Source organism: Streptomyces sp. NPDC006551 (assembly GCF_040611675.1).
GTDB lineage: Bacteria > Actinomycetota > Actinomycetes > Streptomycetales > Streptomycetaceae > Streptomyces.
The window spans coordinates 1-1965 of record NZ_JBEXOT010000098.1; the positions used below are offsets into that span (position 1 = coordinate 1).

The 1965-nt window shown below is 71.0% G+C and carries 3 protein-coding genes; all 3 read left to right on the top strand.

Annotation, left to right across the window (positions count from 1 at the left end; translation table 11 throughout):
• A partial coding sequence (locus ABZY12_RS34305; protein WP_132919430.1) for an acyl-CoA dehydrogenase family protein occupies positions 1-95 on the top strand: 95 nt, incomplete at its 5' end.
• Between the two features lie 28 nt (positions 96-123).
• Complete coding sequence (locus ABZY12_RS34310) at positions 124-909, top strand: electron transfer flavoprotein subunit beta/FixA family protein (RefSeq protein WP_356897373.1); 786 nt, start codon at positions 124-126, stop codon at positions 907-909.
• 45 nt (positions 910-954) lie between these two features.
• Positions 955-1911 carry an electron transfer flavoprotein subunit alpha/FixB family protein gene (locus tag ABZY12_RS34315; protein ID WP_356897375.1) on the top strand — a complete coding sequence of 319 codons (957 nt, stop codon included), beginning with the start codon at positions 955-957 and terminating at the stop codon, positions 1909-1911.
• Positions 1912-1965: the final 54 nt, after the last annotated feature.

The window sequence follows — 1965 nt, forward strand, 5'->3', positions numbered from 1 at the left end:
CCGTCGAGCGCATGATGCGCGACGCCAAGATCACCCAGATCTACGAAGGCACCAACCAGGTCCAGCGCATCGTCATGGCCCGCAACCTCCCGTAATCGTCTGTCACTTGAAAGGAGCCAGGCCGTGACCCTGAGGATCGCTGTCTGTGTGAAGTACGTACCCGACGCGAGCGGCGACCGCGGCTTCGCGGACGACCTGACCGTGGACCGCGACGAGGTCGACGGTCTGCTGTCGGAGCTCGACGAGTACGCGGTCGAGCAGGCGCTGCGGATCGCCGAGGAGGCGGACGACGCCGAGGTCACCGTCCTGACGGTCGGCCCCGACGACGCCAAGGACGCCCTGCGCAAGGCGCTGTCCATGGGCGCCGACAAGGCCGTCCACGTCAACGACGACGACATCCACGGCACCGATGTCATCGGCACCTCCGCCATCGTCGCCAAGGCGCTGGAGAAGACCGGGTTCGACCTGGTCATCTGCGGTATGGCCTCGACGGACGGCACGATGGGCGTGCTGCCCGCGCTGCTCGCCGAGCGGCTGAGCCTGCCGCAGATCACCCTGCTCTCCGAGGTCTCGGTCGAGGACGGACGGGTGAAGGGCCGCCGGGACGGTGATGCCGCCACCGAGCTCCTGGAGGCCCCGCTGCCGGCCGTCGTCTCGGTCACCGACCAGTCCGGCGAGGCCCGTTACCCCTCCTTCAAGGGGATCATGGCCGCCAAGAAGAAGCCGGTCGAGGAGCTGGACCTGGACGACCTCGGCATCGACGCGGACGAGGTCGGTCTGGCCGGGTCCTGGACCCTGGTCGAGTCGGTCGCCGCGCGCCCGGCGCGTACCGCGGGCACGATCGTCACGGACGAGGGTGACGGCGGCAAGCAGCTCGCCGCGTTCCTGTCCGCCCAGAAGTTCATCTGACCCGCCGTCAGCCACCCAGCAACCACCCGATCAGGAGCAAGAATCATGGCTGAGATCCTGGTTCTCGTGGACCACGCCGACGGTGCGGTCCGCAAGCCGGCCCTCGAACTGCTCACCCTGGCCCGCCGGATCGGCGAGCCCTCGGCGGTCGTGCTCGGCGCCGGTGACGCCGCGGCGTCGATCGCCGCCACCGCCGGCGAGTACGGCGCGGCCACCGTGTACGTCGCGGACGGCGCCGAGTTCGCCGACCGGCTCGTCGTGCCGAAGGTCGACGCGCTGACCCAGATCGCCCGGGACAAGGGCGTCGCCGCCGTCCTGGTGACCTCGTCCGGCGAGGGCAAGGAGGTCGCCGCGCGCGTCGCCCTGCGTCTCGGCTCGGGACTCATCACCGACGCGGTGGAGCTGGAGGCCGGCGAGAACGGCCCGGTCGCGACCCAGTCCGTCTTCGCCGCCTCGTACCAGGTGAGGTCGACCGTCTCGCACGGTGTTCCGGTCATCACCGTCAAGCCCAACTCCGCCGCTCCCGAGGTCGCTCCGGCCGCAGGTACGGTCGAGAACGTGTCCGTCGCCTTCACCGGCAACGCCGCCACGGTCGTCTCGCGCACCCCGCGCGTCTCCACCGGCCGCCCCGAGCTGACCGAGTCCGCGATCGTGGTCTCCGGCGGCCGCGGCGTCGGCGCGGCCGAGGGCTTCGGGGTGGTCGAGAAGCTCGCCGACTCGCTCGGCGCTGCGGTCGGCGCCTCGCGCGCCGCGGTGGACGCGGGCTGGTACCCGCACGCCAACCAGGTCGGCCAGACCGGTAAGCAGGTCTCGCCGCAGCTGTACATCGCGGCGGGCATCTCCGGGGCGATCCAGCACCGGGCCGGCATGCAGACCTCCAAGACGATCGTGGCCGTCAACAAGGACCCGGAGGCCCCGATCTTCGACCTCGTCGACTACGGCGTGGTCGGCGACCTGTTCGCCGTGCTGCCGCAGCTGACGGACGAGATCGGCGCCCGCTGAGCCGGCCCGTCCCGGCGAAACGAAAGGGCCGGTCGGGTGGCACTCAGTGCCACC

Excerpts from the sequence above, each read along its gene's own strand:
- ABZY12_RS34315 (WP_356897375.1), top strand. The coding sequence starts at position 955 with ATGGCTGAGATCCTGGTTCTCGTGGACCACGCCGACGGTGCGGTCCGC.